This window comes from Amycolatopsis sp. NPDC005232 (assembly GCF_040607795.1).
Taxonomy (GTDB): Bacteria; Actinomycetota; Actinomycetes; order Mycobacteriales; family Pseudonocardiaceae; genus Amycolatopsis.
Genome location: NZ_JBEXHL010000031.1, coordinates 1 through 16,457 on the forward strand (window position 1 = coordinate 1; position 16,457 = coordinate 16,457).

The following is a 16,457-nucleotide window of genomic DNA, read 5'->3' on the forward strand; positions in this document are numbered from 1 at the left end:
GCGGCCAGGCGCAGCTGGTACCGGGAATAGCGGCGATGCCCGCCGGCGGAGCGTTGCGGCGTGATCAGGCCGTCCTCGCCGAGGCTGCGCAGGAAGCCCTGGGTGGCGCCGAGCATCTCGGCGGCCCGGCCCATGGTGTAGGCGGGGTAGTGCTCGTCGTCGAACTTGTCGGCCCCGCTGGGCGTGGCCGGTCCTTCTTGGTCAGAAATCATTCCACTCCACATCACGAAGGACCCCGGGTGCCGTGCACGGCACCCGGGGTCCTGGGGTTGGGTTTCACCATTGCCAACCGGCGTGACCGCCGGCGTCCTGCACCCGCGTCCGGCGGGAAGCCGGATCCCGCGGGGATCGCTCATTCGTAACCGAGCACCACCTCCGAACTCGATGGGACTGCGGCACCCGCGCGGCACTACCTGGCCGCTGCGGGCGATCCAATGATGGTCCCGTTCCCTTCTCTCCTGGGATTTCCACATACTGGGTACTGCTTCACCTACTTGGGACGCCATCGCCGAGACCCTTCCACTGATCGGTCCCAGCACACTGACGCCGCTGGTCACTGCCCGAAGCCCCGTTCACTGATCGGCTCCGGCCACCTGACCGGTCCTGCACCTGCACCTGCACCTGCACATCAATCACTACTCAGATCAACCACTACTGCTGACCTCCGCGGGCGCACACGCTCCGCCCGCTTCCTGTCACCCACTCCGCGACCGGCACTGCCTGATCAAACCGTCTTCACACCTCGGCCCCGGAGTACTGCTCCCGGCCACCAGCCGGAACCTGTTCCTTGATCGGCTCCGTCCTGCCTGACCGTCTTGTCTCACCTCGCGGGTAGTTACATTCTCTCCCGCGCCTGCTTGACGTTGTCTCTCTCGTACATGGAGAACACTACACACACCCACCGTTGAATGTCTAGTCCGGCCACCATAGATTTACTGACCTCACTGAGTGAGCGCAGACGGGCACGAGGATGAGCGACAGGGTTGTGCAGGAGCCGTTCGGTGATCGGTACGGCTTGGACGAAGCGCGCGACCTGGGCGAGTACGCCCAGGCCCTCACACACCTGGTGGAGCAGGGACGACGGGAACGCTGGGTGGCGGTGCTTTCGGAGGCTGAGGCCTACTCCGCGGCGGAGCTGCTCGGGCAGTTCGCACAGCTGAATCCCTCAGGTGCGGTGAACCAGCTGGCAGCAACCCCGGCCAGCCGCCTCTACCACCGACTCGGCGCTTGACCATTCTGCATGGGTACGAGCGGATTCGTAGTGCCCGGTGCGGACGTGCGGCCTACAACGCGGGCATGTTTTCCTCGGACACCGGCCCGCGCATCCCCAGCGCAGCCGCCGGAACCGGCCCACTCCCTGGCGGATTCCCGGGGCCGGGCAAAGAGCCCGAGCGGAGCAGGAGATGGCCGCCGCAGTGGCCGGGCTCAATCGGATCTCCTCGCCCTTCCCGATCTCGGGCGGGCCTTATCGCGGTGGATGGTGAACGTCAGCTGGAGGTGCGCACGAGGTGCGTCAATGGGTCCGGGCATTACTCGGAGCGCTCGGCGTTGTGACGCTCATGTTCGCTGGTCTGGTGTGGTGGTCGGCTGACCGAGCCCTCGGGCCGGCTCCAGAGATCCGCTCGTCGACGCGTGGCGGGCTCACCAGCTGTGGATACCGTCCTGGCCTGATGAGCTGCAGCCCGCCCAGCTTGGCGACGGCGACCGTAGTGGTGATCGTTGTGCTGGCGGCTGTCGGTACCGGTTTGCTAGCGGTCTCGCCTGTCGGCATAGTGCGGCGTCGCTCGGCGTGACCGGTCAGGCGGGCCAGAGCTGGATGAGCCAGGCTTCGATGCCTTCGGCGAAGGAGCCCTACTCGAGCTGCGCGGTCTGCGCCCGTCCGCCGGAGTGAACGCGGGCGTGGTGCGGGCCGGGGCGGATGATGGTCAGGACGCGGGGCGATGGGGTGGCGGTAACCGACTGCAGCCGAACCTGATCGCTCGGATCGCAGGTTACCGTGAGAATTTGGTCCCAGTCACTGGTCACGGGGTGGGCTCTCCGTCCCAGAGCTCGACTCGTACTGCCGGGTAGTGGTCGGTGCCGGCGCAATGCAGCAGCAACCCGCCGGGACCGCCGACCGGGCTTCCCGATTGAGCCGACGATCCTCGCGCACTACCGCCTGACGTGTGCGGAGTTGATGGGCGCAAAGCAGTCCCAGGCCGGGTCTCGCGTCCAGGTCACTGAGCAGCCTGCTCGGCGAATTCGGCGCGCACGACCTTGACCAACTGGCGGGCCCGGCCCGCCCCAACTCCAAGCCGGGCGCGTAGTGCCTCCGCGGAAATTGGCCTCTGGCGCGCCGCACGATGAGCGGCATCCTCCCTCCGGGCTCGAGCGAGCAGAACCTCCGGCGCGCGGCAGACCACTTCATTATTCGGAACGTCCTCACTGAACGGAGATGGTGTCTCGAGCGCGTCGCCGTCGGCGTCTGCGATTGGCTTGGGTGCGACGCTCTCGTCTCGGGAATGCGCATTGGTGATGGCGCCGATCGCCTGCAGAAGGCCAGGACCGACCTCTGACCAGCCGATCAACAGCAGTGGACCGACCGCGTCGAACGCTGCCTTCCCGAACTGGCCCGCTACGACCGGTTCCGCCACGTTCAGCGCGAGTGTGACCACGCTCGCGAAGATCAGCAGTCGGCGAGCAGGTCGCAGCGCGCCCGGGGGAGCCCCACGCAGCACCAGGTGACGCGTTGCAAGGAGCAGCCCCAGGATCGAAAGGTCGACGGCGGGAGCCACCAGCGGCGCAACCCACAGGGGAACGCCAAGCCGCAGCGCCAGGTTGAGGACGTTCCCGAAGCCGAAAAGAAACGTGAGGCCAACGACCGTCCCCATGATCACTGTGATGGCCCGAACGATGCTGCCAGGATCGATAGGCGCTTGGGTTGTGGAACCCTGCCTGTCAGAAACCATCATGCGTCACTACCGAGCCGCTCGAACGTAGCAAGGTTCTTCAGCCTCTTGCCCGTCCTGACCCGCTTGAACACGGTCATCAGGCCGTCGATCGAAGAGTCCAGATTTCTCATGCGTTAAGCCCCGCCACCTCGGCGCCATCGACGCTGTCGGCTCGCGCAGAACGCGAGAGCCGGTCGCGTCGGTCGGCTCGTCACGGGGCCGTTCGACCGGCGTGTGACCAGGCAACACAGTCCGGCACGCGCGAGCCCGAGACGAGCCCGAGAGGTCGGAAACACGACGGCAGGCAGCGACACGGACCGACACAGCGGGCGACCGGTAGCCCAGGAAAACGACCCTTTCCGGCATCACTCGGCACCGTCCGATACGTTAAAAAGCGATCTCTTAACCAGCGGGTTCGGGGTTCGAGTCCCTGATGGCGCACCCTCACTCCCCAGGTTCAGGAAGTTTCTGGCCTGGGGATTTTGGTTATCCGGAAGCAATTCTTCCACCTCTTCACCGTCCTTTGTGGTCACTTGTGAGCCCGACGAGAGCCCGAGACTGCGCACCGACTGCCGAGGGATGATCACGGCCGTCGCCTCGGCCGCCGCGAACGCCACATGAGGCAGCACACTCGTGTGGCTGTCCGACGTGATCGTGATCGACGAATGCCGAAGCATGTGCTGGACAACCTTCATTTCCACCCAAGCGCCGGCGTGGCCGCCCCGTGCCGGAGATCATGCAGCCGAATGGGCGGCAAGCCGGCTCGCTCGACAAGCTCGTAGAACGCCTCCATCACCTCAGCCGGGTGCAACGGAGAACGATCCGGTCGGGTGAACGCGAGATCGTGCTCCTGCCAGCCGTCCGCCCAGCCGCGCCTTATCCGCATCCCGCAACGCCAGATGCACCCGAATCACCACCACTGAATCCGCGTCCAGTGCATCGCCCCCCCCCGAATTCGTCGTCTTCGGCTTCGCCTGCGCCGTCTCCCGACCCCACCGCACGATGTGGTTTGCCACGTTTGTGTTCCGGCAGGCGGGGATCGTTCGTCGTCACACGATTTCGGGGCGCGCACGTGGGCCATTCCACCGCGAGCATGGTCCGGACCACCCCGTTTTGTGGGTCTCCACGACAGGGGGGCAACCGCGTCCGGACCGGCGAAACCTGGGGCACACGACGAAAAGGTCCGTCGGCGCGGTCTCCAAGCCCGGGTCGCGGGTTTGATGTTTCCAACAAAGGACAGCCATGACAGAAACGACGCTCGACCGCTACTTTTCCCTGCTGGACAGCGCAGGCGCGAAGCACTCCGATTTCGGTGAACTGTTCGCCGAGGACGCCTTCCTGTTCTACGGCGGCGAGCTCGCCCGCGGGCGTGACTGGATCGTCCGGCTCCACGAACACCTGACCGGCTCGCGGGAACGGTCCCGCCACGTTTGGACGATCGTCGAAGAAGGCGAACGCCGGCTTGTCGCCCGGTGGACCCAGGACGAAGTGCGCGCAGGGGGCAGGAAGATCACCTCGCTCGGGACCCCCCTCGCGAACCTCGACCACCGCGACCGGACCGGGACGTCCGGCTCATCGAGCCGGTGGAGCTCTTCACCGGCATCACCGAGATGGACGAGCTCATCGGTCGCACTCAGGGCATCGCCCAAGTGCTGTTCCTCGGTATCGACGGCATGATCCGGAACCGCGACTACCTCCAGTGGGAGTGGACCCTCGTCAACGAGACCGCCGGCGAGACACACGGCTGGGAGGTCATCCACCTCGACGGTGACCTCATCGACATGCTCGTCATCTTCAGCACGGGCATCGACGTGGTCATGGACGGCATCGATCCGGAGAACACCACCGCGGAGTAGTCGCGGCCTTCTGCCGGCCGGGGTTCAAGCGTCGCCCGGGAGAGCGGCGCCCGCGTCGAACGCCGCCTGGTTCCTCCGGATCCGCACCTGGTTTTCGGCGGACCGGGCGGCCAGACCGAGGACCGCCGACAGCGGCGAAGCCCCCAGTGTGGGTCAAGCGGTATTCGACGCGCGGGCGCGCTTCCGCGTGCAAAATCCGTTCGACAAAACCGTTGCGTTGCAGCTGCTTCAGAGTCAGGGTCAGCATTGGGTCGAAGTCGCGGGCGGCCAGCACTGATTTGATCCGCAGCACTCGCCGAAGTCCAAGATCACGCTCGTGGGTCCCTTCAGCTCGGTCAGGGCTCGGCTCGGCGATGGACGGCCACGGTCCGCAGCGCCGCAGACGAGGTGCCGGCGACGGTAGACAACCTGGCATCGTTGCCGTCGGCGGGGCGATAGCCTGTCCGCCAGTTCTCGTGGCGCCGAGGCCAGAAGCACCGCTCCGGACTGCAATTCCTGGCCAATACCGGCCGCCACCACGGCGACGAGTCGCTCGAGGAGGCGCGGCTGCTGCTGATGCTCGACTTCTCCGGTGATCTGGTGGATGTGCTGTCGCGGCCGATGCGACTGCGGTTCCTCACCGGCGACGGCCCGCGCGAGCGCATCCCGGACTTCTTCGCCGTCGCCCGAAGCGGCTGCTGACTGATCGATGTCCGGCCGGCCGGCCGGATCGGGCCGCGCGACGCGGTGGCGTTCGCTGCGGCCGACCAAGCCTCGGACGCCTCGGGCTGGGGCGACGCCGTCGTGGCGGGCTGGGACAGCCCGGCCGCGGCGACGGCGGATGGACTTCTCCGCGCAGCGGCGGCCGTTCTTACCGGCGTTCTTGCCAATTCGGATGGCCAGCTTCCCGCTTCGTGCCGCCGAGCCACGGCGTTCACCGCCGCGTCAGGCGCGCGACTCAGTCCTCGTTGCCGGGGATGACCCGAGTGCGCGGCGGCGGCATCTCCGGCAACGCCTCCCGATTCGGCTCGACGAGCGCTGATTCGGTGAGGTGACGAGTCACCACCCGCCCCAGGATCGCCAACGCGGCGCCGACTTCCAGGTGGTCGAGGTTGTCGACCGGCCCGTCGATCAACGGGCTGTCCCCGGCCAGTGTCGTCCAGCCGGTGCCGTCGCGATCGAACCGGACCTTGACCGCGCTGCCCGCCGGAACACTGACCGTCACCTCGACGCCGTCCGCTGTCCCGTGCCGACCGGTGTTCAGGACCGCCCGCCGACGGAGATCGGCCGCGGCAGCCAGCTTGTCCGGCTTTTCCCGCTCCGCCAGTGCCCGCGCCGCGTGGTGGTTCAGCGCCGACCCTTCGTCGGCGAGAGAGCGCAGCAGTTCTTCGCTGGTCCAGCCGGGCCCCTGATCCTGCGGCGGGTCGAGGACATCGGCCACCAGGGTCAGCGCCCGGGTGGCGGCCCGAGCCGAGCTGACCACCGGATCGGACGGCGCGTGGGCATACGCCCGCATGGTGATTGTGTCCGCGAGTTCTCCCACCGCACGCACGGCATCCGGGGACAAGACGCCCTCCCCCTCAGGCAGGTTTTCGGCGGACTCATCGTCGCGTTTGCCCGGGTCGACGCCGCGCGCAGCCAGATCCGCGTACACGGTGTCGCGAGAAACGCGCGCCACCCTCGCGAGCTCGGCGACGTTGCGCGTGCCGGTACGCCAGGCGACGGCCATCAGGTCGGCGCGGTCCGACGACAGGTTCTTGCGGCGCTCCGCCCAGCTGATCAAGGCAGCCAACGCGGCGACGCGATCCACTTCGGTGTAGTTCATGCCGCCACCGTATGTCGAATCACTCGACATGTCGAGTGATTCGACACTCAGGGTTTGTACCCTGACTTCGAGAACGTGGGTACGCCCGCCCGCGGGACCGCCGGACGCTGCGGACCGACGAGCACACATTCCCCACCCCGAACGGACGCGTAATGATCGCCGCGATCACAGCCGGTCCGAGCGACAAGAACGTCGTAATGCCCCACCCCGGCCACTACAAGCTCAAGGCATGCCGCACCGCGCAACTCGAGCCGAAATCCGTGCCACCGCCATCGGCCCAGCCGCGGCAAGGCCGGTGCCGCACTCGAACGCCGCTCCCGCGCAGGTGGTACCTAGTCTCACCTTCGCCGGGCGATGCGCGCGGTGGCGGTGAGCGGCGACGGTGTGGCCGACGGAGGGGAGCCACCATGACTTACCACTACACCGACCCAGCTCGCGAAGACCTGCACCGCGGCCTGTTCATCACGGCGGTGGCACTCATCGGGGCGAGCGCCGTTCTGGGGATGGCCGGGCTCGCGGTCTTCGGTACCGCGGCTATCGCTTCGGGCCGGCACTGGGCGCGCCGCGTCGACCTCTCCCCTGCCGAGTTGGCCAGGTTGAAGTGGAGCCAGGCCAAGTCCGCGGCCTCCGCCGGCACCGGGGCCTGGCACGACACAGAACACCACGCCTACGCCCCACCCGACTCCCGCGGCTGATCCCGCCCTCGGCACCCGAGCGGGCGAGGTCCACAGTGGAAGCTGGGCTCCGCATCTTCATCCGGGTCCACGCGCTTTGAGCTCCGGCGGCCGACTGCAGGTGCAACACGACCGACTGGTCGTTGTTCGGCTCCCTATCAGCTCCCATCGCGCTTGCGGGGCCGTCCACCCCCCCGCACCGCGTCCGGGCCGCCCGTGTTCCCAGGCTTCGATCTCAGAGCGACGGCTGCGGGCCCAGCCTGGGGTCCGTCCGATCATGACGTCCGGTTCCGGGAACGGGTGGTCGTCGACATAGCGTTTGCGCCAGGTGGAGACGAAGCGGTGGTCGAGGCCGAACCAGGTGCCGATCTCGACCATGTCGGCGTAGCGGAGGGTCTCCCCGGGCTGCTGGGCTGCCCGTCCGTCTCGGTCCGCCGGTCGGTCATACGGCGGAAGTCAGCAGCGGGCAGCGCCTTTCGCAGGGATCGCCACGCCTGGCGGCTAGAGCTGGTTCAGGTAGTTGATCGCTTCGAGATCGCGGGCCATCAGGAGCGCGTCGATCCGTTGAAGGAGTGCCTCTCGCGCCCAGTTTGAGGTAATCGCGTAGCCGAAGCACGGCCTTGAGTGGCGGTGCGGCGGAGTCCCAGGGTCACCCGGGAGGCCACTCGACGAGGACTGTCATCCTCGAAGCGCCCTCGTGGATGAACGGCGGCTTGACGTCCGCCAGCATCTTGGGTCCGAATCCGTCCACCGAGTCCATCTCGTGCACTGTGCTACACCTCCGCAGGCCTGCCCGGGAACTACCGACGCTCGCGCGCCGGTGGTTCCCGGTTCACCTGACTTGATTCAGTGAAGACCGGGCACGGCCGGCGTCTGTGACAGGCTGTGCGCACGAAATCCGTGCCCCCGCCCCAGACCGGGGCGACGCGGAGACGGGCCATACGCCTTGGCTCAGCCGAACTGGCCGACCCGGTAGCTCCCAGCCGGCTGCTGGTTGATGATGTTGATCCGGTTGTAGCTGTTGATGACGGCGATGAGCGAGATCAGCGCGACGAGCTGCTCCTCGTCGAAGTGTTTGGCAGCGTCCGTCCAGGCCTCGTCGGTCACTCCACTGGCCGCGTCCGCGACCCGGGTGCCCTGCTCGGTCAACTCCAGCGCGGCACGCTCGGCCTCAGTGAAGACCGTCGCCTCCCGCCAGGCGGCGACCAGGTTGAGCCGTAAGGAGGTCTCCCCGGCGTGGGTCGCGTCCTTGGTATGCATGTCGGTGCAGAAGCCGCAGCCGTTGACCTGGCTGGCGCGGATCTCCACCAGAAGCTGGACGGCGGCCGGAAGTGCCGAGTCGGACAGCACCTTGCTGGCCGAGTAGAGGTGCTTCATCACCTTGATGGCGAGGGCATTGCCTTAGTAGTCGAGGCGCGAATCCATGGATCCTCCATGCAGAGTTACCGGTACCCCCTACTGACCGGACAGCCCGGCCGGGTGTGACAAGAGCGTGGTCGCGCCGCGGGACCCCGAACCGAGGAACGCGGCGATCTTGGTCGGCTCGAACACCCACATCACCTGGAAGATGCCGTCCTCCGAGGCCGCTATCATCAGGAACGTCGACGGCACACCGGCCCGGTGGATCATCGCGCCCCCACGACCGTTGGCGTCGACGAGCCTGACGTCCACGTCCTGCCAAAGGCGTGGATGGGCCGTCGCCAGATTGGCCACCCGCGCCCGGCCCGAAACGGGGATCCGCGCAACGCCCCGCATACCATTGCCGTCGGACAGGCTGACGGCATCAGGCGTCAGAAGGGCTTCCAGTGAGGCCACATCCCCCGTTCGAGCTGCTGCGACAAAGGCGTTCAGAAGGCGTCGGTGCTCCGCCGCTTCCACGCTCTCCCTTTTCTCGTCCGACAAGTGCCGCCGAGCACGGCTGACGATCTTCCGCACGTTGACCGGGCTCAGTTGAAGGATTTCGCCGATCTCGGGGTAGGAATAGTCAAACGCCTCACGCAGCACGTACGCAGCGCGCTCGACGGGGTTCAGTTTCTCCAACACCAACAGCAGCGCCAGCTCAAGGGCCTCCGCACGCTGCGCACCCACCTCCGGATCCGAGCTGGTGTCGACGGGCTCGGGCAACCACGGCCCGATGTAGGTCTCGCGGCGCACACGCGCCGATAGCGCCACGTTGATGGCCAACCGGGTCGTGGCGGTCGAGAGGAAGGCCACCGGGCTCACCACCACGGACCGGTCCGTCTTCTGCCAGCGCAGCCACACTTCCTGGACCACGTCCTCAGCCTCGACCACGCTGCCGAGCACACGGTAGGCGATGCCGAACAGACGTCGCCGGTGCTGCACGAAGACAGCGACAGCGTCCTCGAGGTCCGTTGTCGACGGGGCCGGTTCGAGATCCATGATCCTCCGGTTGCGGCTGTCCGTGGCGGGTCCACGCGGCTACCGTGTCGGTTTGCGTTGCGGGGCGGTTCCGCCGCACGCATGGCCGCTTCGATGGTCCACCCTCTCGGCGTCCTCCGGAATCGCGTAGATGAGTGATATCGGCGGCGAGCCGGAGGTCTCGGCCTCTGCGCCGGTCGCGCGAACAAGGTATTTCCCCGCCCATCCCCGTCATCGCCAACCGATTTCGTTGACGCACCTCAGCCGAATGCCGAAGCTTCCTTCCAGGAACAGCGGAAACGGCAGGCCGAGGAATCTCTGATGAAGATGTTCGTACACCGGGGGCAGATCACCAAAGTGGTTTTCGGCAGCGGTACGCGCAGCCGTATCCCCGACGAGGCCGATGCTCTCGGATGCCGTCGGGTGCTCGTCCTGTGCACTCCTGGTCAAGTGCACCAGGCAGCCGAGATTCGCGACCGGCTCGGTGCCGCGGCAGCCGGTACGTTCGCCGAAGCCGCTCCGCACACCCCGGTCGAGGTCACGGCGAAGGCGGTCACGCATGCCAGAACCGTGGGAGCGGACGCCGTGCTCGCGGTCGGCGGTGGATCGACCATCGGCCTCGGCAAGGCGATCGCCTCGCGAACCGGTCTTCCGCAGCTGGCCTTGCCCACCACTTATGCGGGCTCGGAGATGACGCCGATCCTCGGAGAAACCGAAGGCCACCGGAAAACGACCCGGCGGCTGCCGGAGATCCTGCTCAAGACAGTGGTTTACGACATCGATCTGACGCTCACGGTTCCCGCGAAAACCTCCGTGGTCAGCGGCATCAACGCGATGGCGCACGCCGTGGAGGCCCTTTACGCACACGACCGGGACCCGGTCGCCTTCCTGTTGGCCGGTGAGGCGCTGGATTCCCTCACCCGGTCCCTTCCGGTCATCAGGTGGTCTCCGGGGGACGGCGAGGCGCGGGCGGATGCGTTGTACGGGGCGTGGCTGGCGGCCACGTGCCTCGGCACGGTCGGCATGGCCTTGCATCACAAGGTGTGCCACGTGCTGGGCGGCACGTTCGGGCTTCCGCACGCAGAAACCCACGCGGTCGTGTTACCGCACGTGGTCGCCTACAACGCGCCGGCAGCCCCTGAGGCCGTCGCACGCATCGCGCAGGCGCTGTCGGCGGACGACGCCGCGAGCGGTCTCTTCGACTTCGCCGGGCGGCTCGGCGCCCCCAGGGCGCTGCGGGACCTCGGCATGCCGGAAGCGGGGATCGAGCAGGCGGCCGAACTCGTCATGCGGGACTGCTACTGGAATCCACGCCCGGTGAACCCGACCGCGGCGCGCGCCCTCCTGACGCGTGCCTGGGCCGGGGAGCCGCCGGGGACGTCACCCGGCACCGAGCATCGCCGGACCGATCCCATCATCGAACCCTCAACCATCACGGGAGCGCGCCATGCGTGATCTGACCAGCGACACCATCACCGAAGCCGTGATCTCGACAATGCGGGGCACCTTGGACCCCCGCGTCGCGGAAATCCTGGAATCGCTTGTGCGGCACCTCCACGCCTTCGTCCGTGACGTTCACTTGACGGAGGAGGAGTGGGCCCGGGGAGTGGACCTCCTGACTCGCACCGGGCAGATGTGCACGCCGACGCGTCAGGAGTTCATCCTCCTGTCCGACGTGCTGGGCGTGACCATGCTGGTCGACGCACTGAGCAACCGACGTCCCGCGAAAGCCACGCAGAACAGCGTCCTGGGCCCCTTCTTCAGGGAGGACCGGCCGCAGTACGCCGACGCCACCGACATCTCCGGGGGTCTGCCCGGCGACCCGCTGTTCTTCGAGGGTCGGGTCGTGGACCGTGACGGAGCGCCGGTGGCCGGCGCGGCGGTGGACGTCTGGCACAGCGACGCGGACGGCCACTACGACGTGGACGTGCCCGGCCAGGTGGGCCCGGCCATGCGCGCGCTCTTCCGGACCGACGAGACGGGACACTTCGCTTTCCGGTCCATCCGTCCGTCCAGTTACCCGATCCCGGGCGACGGCCCCGTCGGCGAGCTCATGACCGCGACCAGCCGGTCGCTGATGCGTCCCGCCCACGTGCACCTGCTGATCGATATTCCGGGATTCCAGCGCGTGACCACCATGTTGTTCCCCTCGGACGACCCGTACCTGGACGCCGATCCCGTGTTCGGAGTCAAGGAGTCGCTGATCGAGCCCTTCGACGTGTACGCAGCCGACGACGGGCCTTGCCGCGGGCTCACCGCCGTGCCATACGCCGTGCTGCGGCGCACCTTCGTCCTCGAACCCAGCCCTGCGGGCTGACCTCCGGCTCCGCCCGGTGTCGAGGGACGGTCATCAAGAGCAGCGATGAACCGGCCTGGCGGCTCGAACGGTTCGTGAAAGGCACCAGATCCCAGCTCACCCTTACGGAGGTCCACCGATGATCGGAACCCAATCCCCAGACATGACCGTTGATTTCCGAGCCGCGATGAGCCGGCTCGCCACCGGTGTCAGTGTGATCACCACGTGCTCGGGAACCGCGCCCATCGGCATGACGGCGAGCGCGGTGTCCGCGCTTTCCCTGGAACCGATCCAGCTTCTGGTCTGCATCGCCAACCACTTGTACACGAGGACCGCGATCGTGGAGCACGGCCGCTTCGCCGTCAATGTCCTCGGCGAAGACAGCGAAAACCTGGCGCGCAACTTCGCCATTTCCAAGGCGGACAAGTTCGCGGACGTCAAGACTTTCGACGACCACGGGGTGCCGGTTTTGAAAGACGCCATCGCGGCCGTCGTGTGCGATGTCGCCGAGGCGATTCCCGGCGGCGATCACACCATTTTTGTGGGCGACGTCCGCCATTTCGAATACCGGGTGGACGGTCGGCCGCTGCTCCACTTCGCGGGGGATTTCGGCGTGCTCAGGGGGTCTGACTAGCACTCTCCAGGACCGGCGCGCCCCTGCCCCCGATGTCCGGCTTCCGCGAGGAGAGCTGCCGACGTCGGGGGCTCCCCTCATCCCGACGGATCCACTGAAGGTGCCATGTCCAGCTCAGTGCCGGCCTTCAAGTTGCAGCCTCCGGCCCAGCCCCCGCATCTGGTGACCCGCCCGCGCCTGCTGCGCCGGCTCGACGCGGCGACCGAGCCGGTGGTGGTGGTCTCCGCACCGGCCGGTGCCGGGAAGTCGGTGCTCCTGACCGAATGGTCGCAGCGCCTGATGGTGCGCGGAGAGTGCGCCTGGCTCAGCCTGGACGCGCACGACAACGCCCCGGACCGGCTCTGGGCGAGCATCCTGCGGGCGCTGCGCGACGTACTACCGGAACTGCCCGTCCACCCCGACGACACTGAGTGGAAGCTCGACGCCTGGCTCGAGGAGATCCTGCCAGGCCTCGTCGCCGGACCATGCGGAGAAAGTCCGCTCACCCTGATCCTCGACGGACTGGAATGCGTCACGGACGCCGACGCGGTCGGCAGCCTCGCGGACTTCCTGACCAGGGTTCCCCAGGGCTTCCGCATCGTTCTGTCGACGCGGCACGTCCCCGGAAGGCCCGTTCCGGCCCTGCGCGCCCGAGGGCTCGTCGCCGAAATCGATCACCACGATCTGGCTTTCACCCCGGAGGAGACCCACGCACTGCTCACAGCTCTGCTCGGGTCCGCTCCGGCTGCGGACACTGCGAACGCGCTGCACGAGACCACCGAGGGATGGGCGGCGGGGCTGTGCCTCATGGGGCGCGCCCAAGCTTCCTCGGCGAACGGGGCCGACACGGCAGGGAACGTGGCCCGCGGCAGGCAGGCGGTCAACGAGTACCTGGCCACCGAGGTTTTCTCCCGGCTCACCACCGAACAGCGCCGCTTCCTCCTGCGCACCAGCGTGCTCGACGAGCTGCGCCCCGGACCCTGCCAGGCCCTCGCCGGCGCCCGCGGGGGCGTACTGCTGCGCGAGCTGGCGCGGACCGAGCAGCTGCTCGTTCCGGTTGCCGACAATCCGTCGGCGTACCGGCATCACCGAGCGCTGTCTCTGCTGCTGTTCGACGTCCTCGAGTCCGAAGGGCCGGACACTGTCGAGTCTCTGCACCGGTCGGCGGCTCAGTGCTACTCCCGGCAGGGAGAGACGACCGCGGCCGCCCGGCACTGGTTGCTGGGTGGCGACGAGGCCGCAGCCGTCGCGTCGATCCTCCGCAACTGGGAGACAGCGATCTCGGCGGGCCGTGGTGCCGAGGTCTCGCATTGGCTGGACCTCTTGCCGCCCCGCACGGTCGCCGCCGATGCGAGGTTGTGCGTCGTGGCGGCGATGGCGGCTCTTTCGGGCGGCGCCCCCGAGCCGGCCCGGCGGTGGCTGGAGGTGGCGCGGATCAGGCAGGTGGGGCCGGAGACCGTCGGCGAACTCGGCACGGTGTCCGATGCGGCAGCCGTCGCTCAGGCCGTGGCCTGCTGTCTGCAGGGCGAGGTCTTGACGGCTGACCAGCTCGGCGAATCCGCTGTTGCCGGAACCGTGCCGTTGACTTCCTGGCGTGCCCTGGCCGGGACGGCCCGCGGCGCGGCTCTACTGTGGACTGGTCGGTACCAGGAATCCGAGGCAGTGCTTGACGAGGCGACGCGTGACGCGCACGCGGCGGGGCACAGCCTGGCGCTCGTCCGCGCGATCGGCTTGCGGGCGCTGTGCGGGTTGATGGCCGGACGGCACGAACCGGCCCGCATCCTGAGCGACGAGGCTCTCGAGGCGGCCGCCGCGGCAGGCCTCGACCGGCATTTCATCACCGTGTCCGCCTACCTCGGCCGGGCCGGACTGCTCCTCGATGAAGGACGGGTCGACGAGGCCGAACGCGATCTGGTCGGCGCGGAAGAGGCACTGGCGGGCTCGTCCTGGGCAGGAAGCGAACCGCACGTGCGCGCCTTGTGCCACTGCACCCGGGCGCGACTCGAGAGTGCGCGGCACAACGCGGCGGCCGCACGGGAGGCCCGTACAGCAGCCGAGCGGGCAGCGGACCGTTGTGAGCCAACCGGGATGCTGACGGATTTGCTCGGCCGGGCCGGCGCGGACGCGCTCGTGCCCTCTGCCGTGCCCGGCCCCGAGGACTTGTCGCGAAGCGAGCGCCGGGTGCTCCGCGCCCTGTGCGGTCCGCTGACCCTGCGTGAGATCGCGTCCGAGTTCTCCGTGTCCCACAACACCGTCAAGACTCAGGTCAGCGCGATCTTCCGCAAACTCGGAACGCACGACCGGATTGGTGCGGTTGCCAGGGCCCGGGAATTCGGGGTTCTCTGAACCAGGCCCCGGCAGCCGGCTACGAGGCGTCCTGGCGCCGGGCGTAGTTCGCCTGGGCGCGGTACGCGGTCTCCTCGTCCTCGCTCGTGAGCTCAATGCCGCAGACCTTGCGAGCAAGGTCTGCCATGACGCCGCTCGGAGCCATCTCGGCACGCTTCATGGTGAGGCTGCGGATGGCCAGCAGTGGCGTGCCGTTGAAGTTCTCGAACGTGCTGATGCGGTCGCCCCAGTCGGACAGGAACATGTCGCGGATCACCCGGCTGATCTTCAGCCGATCGTGCGGCCTCCCGACCGGTCCGGTCTGCAGTGCCTCCAGCCATGGCCGCAGTTCAGGCTGCTGCCACTGCCCCTCGGTGGGGTAGATGAGCGCGGCCCGGCCGGACAGGTCGATGAGCTCGTGGGTCATCTCCGCGATGTGTTCGATGTAGTGCGCCCGCCCGAAGTCGAACATCAGGACGTTCGGCTTGAAGGTGCCGCCGGGCGTGTGGAACCCGTCGTCCTCCGAACCGAGCAGATGCGCCTTGAGCGTCTGGTGGAAACCGGCGAACCGGGCGATCCGGGCCTGGACCGGGGGCAGCTGATACGTGCCGATGTGCTCGGTGATCAGCAGCGCCAGACCGAGCATCAGCTCAGCCTTCACCGTCGCGCGCACCAGCGCGTGGTAATGCAGCCAGTCGAAGACGCGCTGCGGGTACAGCGATGCGTGCTGGGGGTTGCCGGTGTGGAAGACCCGGTGCCAGGGGATCACGACGTCTTCGAACACGATGATGCTGTCCAGCTCGTCACCCCGCGAAGCGAGCGGGTGCTCCACCGCCTCGCCGTCCCGGACATTGCTCTCGCGGCAGATTATGGTCACCCCGGGCGTGTTGGTCTTCACCGCTCCGTAGATGACCTGTTCGGCGATGATGCCCGGGCGGTAGAAGACACCGATGTGGATCCAGTCCCCGAAAGCCGCGCCGGTGCTGATCGCCTTCACGCCCCGCACGGTGATGCCCTCGTCCGAGGTGGCGACCACCCGCAGCGCGGGGGAATCGGCCTGGGCGGAATCACGCGAGCGGTCCGCCTGCGGGTCGACGAAGGCCGGTGTCGCGTTCAGGTCGCCGTCCCGCATCAGGTTCCAGAAATCGTGGATCCCCTCGGTGAGGTCCCGCCCATCGGTCCCGACCGACTGGTTGCTCCAGGGCTCCGGATCGTCGACGTAGGTCAGCAGGACGTAGTTGTTGACATCCGGCGTGCGCGGGATCGCTCCGCCGCCCAGTTCCCGCTGCACCGTCTCCAGGTAGCGCCGCTTGCGCCGTAGGTCCTCCTTGGTCTGGTGCCGAAACCACGTCATGGACTGCCGGACGCCGTCCTCGTCCACGAACGTCATCACGTCCTGGAGGTCCGGGCGGTGGTGGAGGTCGTAGAAGTCCGCGATGCTCCGGGCGTACGCCCTGGTCTTGGGGTGTGTCGCGACGTTGTCGACGAGTTCGTCACCCACCCACACCGCGCGGCCGTCGTTGAGCGCCGCCAGGTATTCCTTGCCTGTACGCACGTCATGCTCCTTCCGGGCAAGAGAT

The 16,457-nt window shown here is 67.8% G+C and carries 16 protein-coding genes; 8 read left to right on the plus strand and 8 right to left on the minus strand.

Annotation, left to right across the window (positions count from 1 at the left end):
• A partial coding sequence (locus ABZU76_RS39380) for a MerR family DNA-binding transcriptional regulator (protein WP_354879610.1) occupies positions 1-212 on the minus strand: 212 nt, incomplete at its 3' end.
• 758 nt (positions 213-970) lie between these two features.
• Here ABZU76_RS39380 and ABZU76_RS39385 point away from each other — a divergent pair.
• Positions 971-1,231, plus strand: coding sequence for a hypothetical protein (locus tag ABZU76_RS39385; protein ID WP_354879613.1), 261 nt, complete (start codon positions 971-973; stop codon positions 1,229-1,231).
• Between the two features lie 985 nt (positions 1,232-2,216).
• On the opposite strand, the gene ABZU76_RS39390 is transcribed toward ABZU76_RS39385, so the two are convergent.
• Together ABZU76_RS39390 and ABZU76_RS39395 are read right to left on the minus strand one after the other, a co-directional pair.
• Positions 2,217-2,870 (minus strand): hypothetical protein, encoded by a 654-nt coding sequence (locus ABZU76_RS39390; RefSeq protein ID WP_354879616.1) that lies wholly within the window; start codon positions 2,868-2,870, stop codon positions 2,217-2,219.
• A gap of 425 nt (positions 2,871-3,295) precedes the next feature.
• Positions 3,296-3,625, minus strand: coding sequence for a hypothetical protein (locus ABZU76_RS39395; RefSeq protein ID WP_354879619.1), 330 nt, complete (start codon positions 3,623-3,625; stop codon positions 3,296-3,298).
• 888 nt (positions 3,626-4,513) lie between these two features.
• Here ABZU76_RS39395 and ABZU76_RS39400 point away from each other — a divergent pair.
• The gene (locus ABZU76_RS39400) at positions 4,514-4,786 is read left to right on the plus strand and encodes a hypothetical protein (RefSeq protein WP_354879622.1); all 273 of its coding nucleotides are present in this window, start codon (positions 4,514-4,516) and stop codon (positions 4,784-4,786) included.
• Here the strand turns inward: ABZU76_RS39400 and ABZU76_RS39405 are convergent.
• Entirely contained in the window at positions 4,746-5,201 is a 456-nt protein-coding gene (locus ABZU76_RS39405; RefSeq protein WP_354879625.1) for a winged helix-turn-helix transcriptional regulator, read from the minus strand. The genes ABZU76_RS39400 and ABZU76_RS39405 overlap by 41 nt on opposite strands.
• Positions 5,202-5,341: 140 nt before the next feature.
• On the opposite strand from ABZU76_RS39405, the gene ABZU76_RS39410 reads away from it, so the two are divergent.
• A complete protein-coding gene (locus ABZU76_RS39410) occupies positions 5,342-5,467 on the plus strand; it encodes a hypothetical protein (protein WP_354879628.1) in 126 nt (41 codons plus the stop codon).
• A gap of 256 nt (positions 5,468-5,723) precedes the next feature.
• Here ABZU76_RS39410 and ABZU76_RS39415 read toward each other — a convergent pair whose 3' ends face one another.
• Entirely contained in the window at positions 5,724-6,575 is an 852-nt protein-coding gene (locus ABZU76_RS39415) for a hypothetical protein (RefSeq protein WP_354879631.1), read from the minus strand.
• A gap of 422 nt (positions 6,576-6,997) precedes the next feature.
• Here ABZU76_RS39415 and ABZU76_RS39420 point away from each other — a divergent pair, with 422 nt between their 5' ends.
• Positions 6,998-7,285, plus strand: coding sequence for a hypothetical protein (locus ABZU76_RS39420; RefSeq protein ID WP_354879633.1), 288 nt, complete (start codon positions 6,998-7,000; stop codon positions 7,283-7,285).
• 930 nt (positions 7,286-8,215) lie between these two features.
• On the opposite strand, the gene ABZU76_RS39425 is transcribed toward ABZU76_RS39420, so the two are convergent.
• Together ABZU76_RS39425 and ABZU76_RS39430 are read right to left on the minus strand one after the other, a co-directional pair.
• Positions 8,216-8,641: a carboxymuconolactone decarboxylase family protein gene (locus tag ABZU76_RS39425; protein WP_354879636.1), complete on the minus strand. Its 426-nt coding sequence runs from the start codon at positions 8,639-8,641 to the stop codon at positions 8,216-8,218.
• 78 nt (positions 8,642-8,719) lie between these two features.
• Positions 8,720-9,664 carry a sigma-70 family RNA polymerase sigma factor gene (locus tag ABZU76_RS39430; protein WP_354879639.1) on the minus strand — a complete coding sequence of 315 codons (945 nt, stop codon included), beginning with the start codon at positions 9,662-9,664 and terminating at the stop codon, positions 8,720-8,722.
• Positions 9,665-9,964: 300 nt separating this feature from the next.
• On the opposite strand from ABZU76_RS39430, the gene ABZU76_RS39435 reads away from it, so the two are divergent.
• From ABZU76_RS39435 to ABZU76_RS39450, 4 genes are all read left to right on the plus strand, one after another.
• Positions 9,965-11,098: a maleylacetate reductase gene (locus ABZU76_RS39435; RefSeq protein ID WP_354879642.1), complete on the plus strand. Its 1,134-nt coding sequence runs from the start codon at positions 9,965-9,967 to the stop codon at positions 11,096-11,098.
• Positions 11,091-11,960, plus strand: a complete 870-nt coding sequence (locus ABZU76_RS39440) for a dioxygenase (protein ID WP_354879645.1) — start codon at positions 11,091-11,093, stop codon at positions 11,958-11,960. The genes ABZU76_RS39435 and ABZU76_RS39440 overlap by 8 nt, the downstream gene beginning before the upstream one ends.
• Positions 11,961-12,078: 118 nt before the next feature.
• A complete protein-coding gene (locus ABZU76_RS39445) occupies positions 12,079-12,573 on the plus strand; it encodes a flavin reductase family protein (RefSeq protein WP_354879648.1) in 495 nt (164 codons plus the stop codon).
• Between the two features lie 105 nt (positions 12,574-12,678).
• Positions 12,679-14,898 carry a LuxR C-terminal-related transcriptional regulator gene (locus ABZU76_RS39450; protein WP_354879651.1) on the plus strand — a complete coding sequence of 740 codons (2,220 nt, stop codon included), beginning with the start codon at positions 12,679-12,681 and terminating at the stop codon, positions 14,896-14,898.
• Between the two features lie 19 nt (positions 14,899-14,917).
• Here the strand turns inward: ABZU76_RS39450 and ABZU76_RS39455 are convergent, their stop codons facing one another.
• Positions 14,918-16,432: a 4-hydroxyphenylacetate 3-hydroxylase N-terminal domain-containing protein gene (locus ABZU76_RS39455; protein WP_354879654.1), complete on the minus strand. Its 1,515-nt coding sequence runs from the start codon at positions 16,430-16,432 to the stop codon at positions 14,918-14,920.
• Between the last annotated feature and the right edge of the window lie 25 nt (positions 16,433-16,457).

Bases quoted from the DNA above. Each gene is read 5' to 3' on its own strand.
- ABZU76_RS39425 (WP_354879636.1), bottom strand. From the start codon at position 8,641: ATGAAGCACCTCTACTCGGCCAGCAAGGTGCTGTCCGACTCGGCACTT.
- ABZU76_RS39410 (WP_354879628.1), top strand. From the start codon at position 5,342: ATGCTCGACTTCTCCGGTGATCTGGTGGATGTGCTGTCGCGGCCGATG.
- ABZU76_RS39390 (WP_354879616.1), bottom strand. From the start codon at position 2,870: ATGGGGACGGTCGTTGGCCTCACGTTTCTTTTCGGCTTCGGGAACGTC.
- ABZU76_RS39430 (WP_354879639.1), bottom strand. From the start codon at position 9,664: ATGGATCTCGAACCGGCCCCGTCGACAACGGACCTCGAGGACGCTGTC.
- ABZU76_RS39395 (WP_354879619.1), bottom strand. From the start codon at position 3,625: ATGAAGGTTGTCCAGCACATGCTTCGGCATTCGTCGATCACGATCACG.
- ABZU76_RS39450 (WP_354879651.1), top strand. From the start codon at position 12,679: ATGTCCAGCTCAGTGCCGGCCTTCAAGTTGCAGCCTCCGGCCCAGCCC.
- ABZU76_RS39445 (WP_354879648.1), top strand. From the start codon at position 12,079: ATGATCGGAACCCAATCCCCAGACATGACCGTTGATTTCCGAGCCGCG.
- ABZU76_RS39435 (WP_354879642.1), top strand. From the start codon at position 9,965: ATGAAGATGTTCGTACACCGGGGGCAGATCACCAAAGTGGTTTTCGGC.
- ABZU76_RS39405 (WP_354879625.1), bottom strand. From the start codon at position 5,201: ATGCCAGGTTGTCTACCGTCGCCGGCACCTCGTCTGCGGCGCTGCGGA.
- ABZU76_RS39440 (WP_354879645.1), top strand. From the start codon at position 11,091: ATGCGTGATCTGACCAGCGACACCATCACCGAAGCCGTGATCTCGACA.
- ABZU76_RS39385 (WP_354879613.1), top strand. From the start codon at position 971: ATGAGCGACAGGGTTGTGCAGGAGCCGTTCGGTGATCGGTACGGCTTG.
- ABZU76_RS39420 (WP_354879633.1), top strand. From the start codon at position 6,998: ATGACTTACCACTACACCGACCCAGCTCGCGAAGACCTGCACCGCGGC.